Source organism: Caballeronia sp., assembly GCF_049581465.1.
GTDB lineage: Bacteria > Pseudomonadota > Gammaproteobacteria > Burkholderiales > Burkholderiaceae > Caballeronia.
Genome location: NZ_JBAUSA010001078.1, coordinates 1 through 7,172 on the forward strand (window position 1 = coordinate 1; position 7,172 = coordinate 7,172).

General features: G+C 61.2%; 7 protein-coding genes and 1 pseudogene. 5 read left to right on the plus strand and 3 right to left on the minus strand.

The genetic code is table 11. The annotated features are described in order from the left end of the window. The 3 genes from WCA53_RS26335 to WCA53_RS26345 form a co-directional block, all read left to right on the plus strand. On the plus strand, positions 1-755 hold a 755-nt coding region (locus WCA53_RS26335), incomplete at its 5' end, for an amino acid ABC transporter permease (RefSeq protein ID WP_423917455.1). 7 nt (positions 756-762) lie between these two features. Then, the gene (locus tag WCA53_RS26340; RefSeq protein ID WP_423917458.1) at positions 763-1,506 is read left to right on the plus strand and encodes an amino acid ABC transporter ATP-binding protein; all 744 of its coding nucleotides are present in this window, start codon (positions 763-765) and stop codon (positions 1,504-1,506) included. Between the two features lie 39 nt (positions 1,507-1,545). After that, positions 1,546-2,352: a TauD/TfdA dioxygenase family protein gene (locus WCA53_RS26345; RefSeq protein WP_423917461.1), complete on the plus strand. Its 807-nt coding sequence runs from the start codon at positions 1,546-1,548 to the stop codon at positions 2,350-2,352. On the opposite strand, the gene WCA53_RS26350 is transcribed toward WCA53_RS26345, so the two are convergent. Continuing rightward, the gene (locus tag WCA53_RS26350) at positions 2,297-2,902 is read right to left on the minus strand and encodes a M24 family metallopeptidase (RefSeq protein ID WP_423917466.1); all 606 of its coding nucleotides are present in this window, start codon (positions 2,900-2,902) and stop codon (positions 2,297-2,299) included. The two genes, WCA53_RS26345 and WCA53_RS26350, sit on opposite strands and share 56 nt — an antisense overlap. Before the next feature lie 37 nt (positions 2,903-2,939). Between WCA53_RS26350 and WCA53_RS26355 the strand changes: the two are divergent. Continuing rightward, positions 2,940-3,047: pseudogene (locus tag WCA53_RS26355) on the plus strand (aldehyde dehydrogenase family protein); the annotation flags it as partial. A gap of 704 nt (positions 3,048-3,751) precedes the next feature. Continuing rightward, the gene (locus tag WCA53_RS26360) at positions 3,752-5,380 is read left to right on the plus strand and encodes an electron transfer flavoprotein-ubiquinone oxidoreductase (RefSeq protein ID WP_423917471.1); all 1,629 of its coding nucleotides are present in this window, start codon (positions 3,752-3,754) and stop codon (positions 5,378-5,380) included. Between the two features lie 481 nt (positions 5,381-5,861). Here WCA53_RS26360 and WCA53_RS26365 read toward each other — a convergent pair whose 3' ends face one another. Both WCA53_RS26365 and WCA53_RS26370 read right to left on the minus strand, forming a co-directional pair. After that, positions 5,862-6,806, minus strand: a complete 945-nt coding sequence (locus WCA53_RS26365; protein WP_423917474.1) for an electron transfer flavoprotein subunit alpha/FixB family protein — start codon at positions 6,804-6,806, stop codon at positions 5,862-5,864. 22 nt (positions 6,807-6,828) lie between these two features. Further along, on the minus strand, positions 6,829-7,172 hold a 344-nt coding region (locus WCA53_RS26370; RefSeq protein WP_423917477.1), incomplete at its 5' end, for an electron transfer flavoprotein subunit beta/FixA family protein.

Below are 7,172 nucleotides of genomic sequence, written 5' to 3' on the forward strand. Positions count from 1 at the left end.
GTCTCGCCGTTGCGCTGGTGGTGGTGCTGGCCGCGATCCAGTTCCTGATCGCCAACGATCTCGCTGTCAGCCGCACATTCTTCTTGTTGCCGCTGATGTCCGAGACGCTGCCGCTTATCTTGAAGGCGTTCTGGACCAACATTCATATCTTCGTGGTGGCCGAAATCCTGGTGCTGATCGTCGGGCTGGCGTTCGCCGTCGCGCGGATGGCGCCAGGCCCTGCGGGTCGCCCCATCCGTGCGCTCGCGGTCACCTACATCGACGTGTTCCGCGGTTTGCCCGCCGTCATCACGATCTACCTGGTGGGCTTTGGCATCTCGCTGACGGGCCTGCCGGTGCTGAAGGACCTCTCGCCCGAAACCTTCGCGATCATCGCATTGACGCTGACTTCAAGTGCCTATGTCGCCGAAGTCTATCGGGCCGGTATCGACAGCATCCACTGGAGCCAGACTGCCGCTTCCCGGTCGCTCGGTCTGTCGTATGGACAGACCCTGCGTTTCGTCGTGATCCCGCAAGCAGTGCGCCGCATGATCCCGCCTCTGCTGAACCAGTTCATCAGCCTGCAGAAGGATACGGCGCTGGTGAACATCATCGGCTCGATGGATGCGTTCAACCAGGCCAAGATCATCGCCAGTAATCACTTCAACCTGTCGGCGGTGAGCACCGTGGCGTTCATCTTCATCATCATTACCATTCCGCAGACCCGGCTGGTCGATCGGCTGATCGAACGCCGCCGGCTCGCCAGCGGCATGTGAGGCGCCCATGCCGCTCATCGAAATCCGCAATATACGCAAACGCTACGGCGAGCATACTGTGCTCGATGGCCTGCAACTCGACGTCGACGAACATCAGGTGGTGTGCCTTATCGGACCGTCAGGTTGCGGCAAGTCCACGCTGTTGCGCTGCATTAATGGGCTTGAGCAGATCGATGGCGGCGAGATCCTGATTCACGGCGACCGGATGACCGGTGTCGGAGTCGACGTCGACGCGCTGCGCCGTGATATCGGCATAGTCTTCCAGAGCTTCAACCTATTCCCGCATATGACGGTGCTGCAAAACGGTACCCTGGCGCCGATCCGCGTGCTGGGGACCGACCGGGCAGAGGCGGAGGCCAACGCGCTGGCGCTGCTCAAGCGGATCGGGCTGGAACACAAGGCGAATGCCTTTCCCGACCGGCTCTCCGGCGGTCAGCAGCAACGCGTCGCCATTGTCCGCGCGCTGGCCATGGGGCCGATCGTGATGCTGCTCGATGAAATTACCTCGGCGCTCGACCCCGAACTGGTGTCCGAAGTCCTGCGCATGGTGCGCGACCTTGCCGCCGAAGGCATGACAATGTTGCTTGCCACGCATGAGATGGCGTTTGCTCGCGACGTCGCGAGCAAAGTCTGCTTCCTGTATGAGGGTCGCGTGCACGAGGAGGGACCGCCGAAGCAGATCTTCGATGCCCCGCAAAACGAACGCACGCGGGCATTTTTGCAGCGGATCATTGAAGCTGGGCGGCTGTAGTAAAGCTTGAAGCGGCGCTTGAAACACGGGAGACAAGGCATGAAGATTCAACCGCTGGTCGGCGCGCTGGGCGCCGAAATCCTCGACATTGATCTGTCGGTGGCGTTGCCCCCGGATACGCTTGCAGCGGTACGTGGCGCGCTGTTCGACTATCAGGTGATCGTGTTTCGCGAGCAACGGCTCTCGCTTGAGCAGCACAAGAACTTCGCGCGGCAATTCGGGCCGCTGCACGTGCATCCCTACATCATGGCGAGGCCGCTCGACGGGCATCCGGAAGTGCTGCGCGTCGTCAAGGAAAAAGAAGACCGGCGCGTGTTCGGCGAGAAGTGGCACTCCGACGTGACCTTTCTCGAACGGCCGGTGCTCGGTTCGGTTTTGTACGCGATCGAGACGCCTCAGAAGGGCGGCGACACCCTGTTCGCCAACATGTACATGGCCTATGAGAGGCTTTCCGATGGCATGAAGGCAATGCTCGAACCTTTGGTCGCGATACACGAGACCCTGGTGCCGGAAGTCGACCCGACGACTGGTTTGCCATTCGAGCCGTTGCGGCTGGTCAATGCGCAGGGTGAGCATCCTGTGCTGGTCGTGCATCCGGAAACCGGGCGCAAGCTGCTGTATGTGAATTCGACCTACACGACGCAATTCAAGGGCATGACGGTGGAGGAGAGCCGGCCCCTGCTCGAGTACTTGTTCCGGCATGCGACGCAGGCCGAGTTCACCTGCCGCGTGCGCTGGGCGCCGGGCACCGTGACGTTCTGGGATAACCGCAGCACCCAGCATCTGCCGATCAACGACTACTACGGCGAACGGCGCGAAATGCATCGCGTGACGGTTGAGACTTGAGCCTGGCAGCGTGCGGGAAGTCCGATAACCTGTGACCGGGCAAATCGAAGTTCAATTCCCACCCCATCGCCTTGGCCGTCTTGTCGGCGAATGCGTAGAGCTTCTCTCCCGTCAGCTTCTCTTTAGACCAGATGGCGCGGACTTCATGGAAAAGGCGCTCGGCGTCACGGGCGCAACGCTCATATTCCGCGTGCTGGCCCACGACGAACGACTTGCCGCCGTCGCCTTCCCACGCTTCGACGCGCGGTGCGATGTCGAGGAAGAAAATATCGTTCTCTTTTAATGCCACGCCTGCAACAGAGGCCACTTTCATGGGCTTCATCGTGTTGCTGCCAAAGCGCACCCGCGTCGGGTGCCAGCTCAGCGCCAGTCCTGAATCGAACATCACCTGCTTGGCCATTTGAACCGCATCTTCTTCGATCATGCCGGGAGCCAATCGCGCGGCGATGTCGCGAATCGCTTCGCGCGTCTTCTGGCGAGCCAGCAACATACCATCAACCGAAAATGCAGGTCCGACCCGTTCCGCCGGGTTAGTAACAGCGATGTCCATCAGTCTTTTCTCCAGAGTATGTCGCTTGTGGGGGTAACTGTTTGACGACGTGAAGCCCGATATGAGGATTTATCGGGAAGAGATTTTCGGCCCGGTCCTGTCGGTTGTGCGCGTGCCCGATCTTGCGAGCGCGATCGCACTCGTTGCGCCTGACCTGTATTGGACCTGTGCGGGCCTGCCGCATGGGGAGCGGGCGCGGACATTCCCCCCAAAGTGAGGGGGTGGCAGCGCGGCCGCGCTCCTCTACCCTTGCTTTCGGCGGAGTGCATCGCGGCGCAGCCTGCAGTTGGAGGGCTCGCGGCGCGGCGGACCCGCGCAGGCGCAGCATGCAATTCCGTGTGTTGATGATTTTGGGGAAGTAAATGGGCACCTTAGACAGGTCGTTACACGTTCAGGTCGAGAAGTGGTTGGGTTCCGTATCATCCTTGCAAACCCGCGTGACGCGGTTCAGCCGCTCCAGGCAAAACCCATGGCGTTGCGTGCGCGTGGAAGCGCTGCGCGCGTCCGGCACGCTCTCAATTGTCTTCTTTCGCCATGACGACGGCTCGTGGTGCGTCTTCCCACCGCAGGGCAGACGACTGACGATGAATGTCGCGCAAGGCATCGTTTCGTAAGTGGGGCGCTGGACTCGGCGCGCAGTCGTCGTCGATGGCGGCGTCCACGGCGCATGCCATGCGTGCCGCCTGAACTGCGCCCCTCACCACCCGCAATCCGCTATCTGCCCTCGATGGTTCACTTCGCGGGTCGCGAGGGGCGTAAAACGCGAAGTATTCGCTATAAAAATGGAGACCTAGTTCTGTGAGTATCTCGACAATCGCGAAGGATGATTTCGCTCCCACGCGCGAATCAATGGAGTACGACGTGGTGATCGTCGGCGGCGGTCCGGCCGGCCTGTCCGCGGCGATCCGCCTGAAGCAGCTGGCGCAGGACAAAGGCGTCGAAATGGGCGTGTGCGTACTGGAAAAAGGCTCAGAGATCGGGGCGCACATCCTCTCCGGCGCGGTCATGGACCCCCGCGCGCTGAACGAACTGATCCCCGACTGGAAGGAAAAAGGCGCGCCGCTCAATGTCGACGTGACTGAAGACCGCTTCCTGTTCCTGTCGGAGACCGGTTCGAAGAGCGTGCCGACCTGGGCGCTGCCGAATAACTTCAAGAATCACGGCAACTATGTGATCAGTCTGGCCAACGTGACGCGCTGGCTGGGCCAGCAGGCCGAGGCGCTGGGCGTGGAGATCTTTCCGGGCTTTCCGGCCGCCGAGATCCTGTATAACGATGACGGCTCAGTGAAGGGCGTGGCCACCGGCAATCTGGGCATTGGCAAGGACGGCCGGCCCACCGAGAACTTCCAGCTCGGCATGGAACTACACGCGAAGTACACGCTGTTCTGCGAAGGCGCGCGCGGACATCTGGGCCGCCAACTCAATGACAGGTTCAAGCTGCGCGACGGCGTCGATCCGCAGGTCTATGGCATCGGCATCAAGGAACTGTGGGAAGTCGATCCGGCGAAGCACAAGCCGGGTCTGGTGATCCACACGGCCGGCTGGCCGCTCGACACCGACACCTACGGTGGTTCGTTCCTCTATCACCTGGACAACAATCAGGTGATGGTCGGTTTCGTGGTGGGCCTTGGCTATTCGAACCCGTACCTGTCACCGTTCGAGGAATTCCAGCGCTACAAGACCCATCCGTCGATCCGCGCCTTCCTTGAGGGCGGCAAGCGCGTGTCGTACGGCGCGCGGGCGATTACCGCTGGTGGGCTGATGTCGCTGCCGAAGCTGGTGTTCCCGGGCGGCGCGCTGGTGGGCGACGATGCGGGCTTCCTGAACGCTTCACGCATCAAGGGTTCGCATGCCGCGATCAAAACCGGCATGCTGGCCGCAGACGCTGCGTTCGAAGCGGTCCAGGCAGGACGTCAGGCGGATGTGCTCGACGCCTATCCGGAAGCGTTCAAGACCTCGTGGCTGCACAGCGAGCTCTACCGTGCGCGCAACTTCAAGCAGTGGATGAGCAAGGGCCTGTACCTGGGCACGCTGATGGTGGGCATCGAGCAGAAGCTGCTGGGCGGCAATGTGCCATGGACGCTGCATCACCAGCACTGGGATCACGAGATGCTCAAACCGGCTTCACAGTGCAAGCCGATCGTGTATCCGAAGCCGGATGGCAAGCTGACGTTCGACCGGCTCTCTTCGGTGTTCATCTCGAACACCAATCACGAAGAGAACCAGCCGGCGCATCTGACGCTGAAAGACCCGACGGTGCCGGTGAACGTGAACCTGAACACCTATGCGGGACCGGAATCGAGGTATTGCCCCGCAGCCGTGTATGAGTTCGTGAAGAACGATGATGGCAGCGAGCGGCTGGTGATCAACGCGCAGAACTGCGTGCACTGCAAGACCTGCGACATCAAGGACCCGACGCAGAATATCGTGTGGGTCACGCCTGAAGGCGGCGGCGGGCCCAACTATCCAAACATGTGATCGGCCTCGCCGGTAGTTAGCACACGTCCGGCGTCAAAACATCCGCCCAGTTATCATCGGTTCCGGGAGTGCAGCGACATGCCAGCAGTTTCTCATCCGGCATTGCACTGATCGCCTCGCTCGGATACGCCTCGCGGTCGTCGCCCCAGTAGTCGACGGCGTATCGTTCGCGGGCACGATTCGTGAACTGAATGCCGTGGTTGGTCAGTACCGTGCATCCATTCAAGCGCTTACACTCGCTGTCGCGCCTCAATTTTTTGTGCGGGTAACCTTAGTGATTCGGGTACCACGGCACCCTCGATGCTATGCATACAATGACAGAAAAAGGGCGACACGCGTGCGCGGCTACGCGAACTTCGTCGCCATGCACACTACGCTTTTCCTGAACACCTCGGGCAAGGCCGACTTCGCTCCCATCAATCCGCATGCCGCGTAACCGATGGCAATTTCGCCGGTTTCAGAACTGTTCAGGAACGCGTGCTTATAGGGCCGACGTGAGCTCAGGCACAGCGGCGAAGAGATCGCCTACCAGACCGTAATCTGCGACGCTGAAGATCGGTGCTTCGGGATCCTTGTTGATCGCGACGATCACCTTCGAGTCCTTCATCCCCGCCAGATGCTGGATCGCACCCGAGATGCCAACTGCAAGATACAGTTGCGGCGCGACGATCTTGCCTGTCTGACCCACCTGGTAGTCGTTTGGCACGAAGCCCGCGTCCACCGCCGCGCGCGAGGCGCCCAAGGCCGCACCCAGCTTGTCCGCCAGCGGCTCGAGCACCTTCATGTAGTTCTCGCCGCTGCCCAGGCCCCGGCCGCCCGAGACGATGATCGATGCACTCGTCAGCTCCGGACGGTCCAGCTTGGTCACCTCACGGCTTACGAACTGCGAGATGCCCGCGTCGGCTGCGGCTTCGATATTCTCCACCGTGGCGCTACCGCCTTCTGCTGCGACCGGGTCGAAGCCGGTCGTACGGACCGTGATCACTTTGATCGGGTCAGCCGATTGCACCGTCGCGATTGCGTTGCCTGCGTAGATCGGACGCTCAAACGTGTCGGCGCTATCCACCGCCGTGATATCGCTGATCTGCGCGACATCCAGCCTGGCCGCAATACGTGGCGTGATGTTCTTGCCGTAAGCCGTCGCCGGCGCGAGGATGTGCGAGTAGTGCTTCGCCACGTTCAGCACCGTCGCCTCGACGTTTTCCGCCAGTCCCGCCTCGAGCTGCGGTGCGTCAGCCAGTAGTACCTTGCTTACACCTGCAATCTTCGCAGCTGCCTCGGCCGCGCCCTGCGCGTTGTGGCCCGCGACCAGCACGTGGATGTCGCCACAACCAAGCGTGGCAAGTACGGCTCCCGCCGCCACCGTGTTGAGCGTGACGGCTTTCACCGAAGTATTGTCATGTTCTGCAATTATCAGAATCGTCATTTTTTTGATCTCCCAGTAGCTCTCAAATCACCTTGGCTTCAGTCTTCAGCTTCTCGACCAGCATCTTCACATCGGCGACCTTCACGCCAGCGCTGCGCTTCGGCGGCTCGACCACCTTAAGCGTCTTTAGACGCGGCGTGACGTCCACACCAAGGTCCTCGGGATTAAGGGTTTCCAGCGACTTCTTCTTCGCCTTCATGATGTTGGGCAGCGTCACGTAGCGCGGCTCATTGAGGCGAAGGTCCGTCGTAATCACGGCCGGAAGCGTCAGCGAGAGTGTTTCCGCGCCGCCGTCCACTTCACGGGCTACCGTCGCCTTGCCGTCGGCGATCGTCACATGCGAGGCGAAGGTCGCCTGCGGCAGGC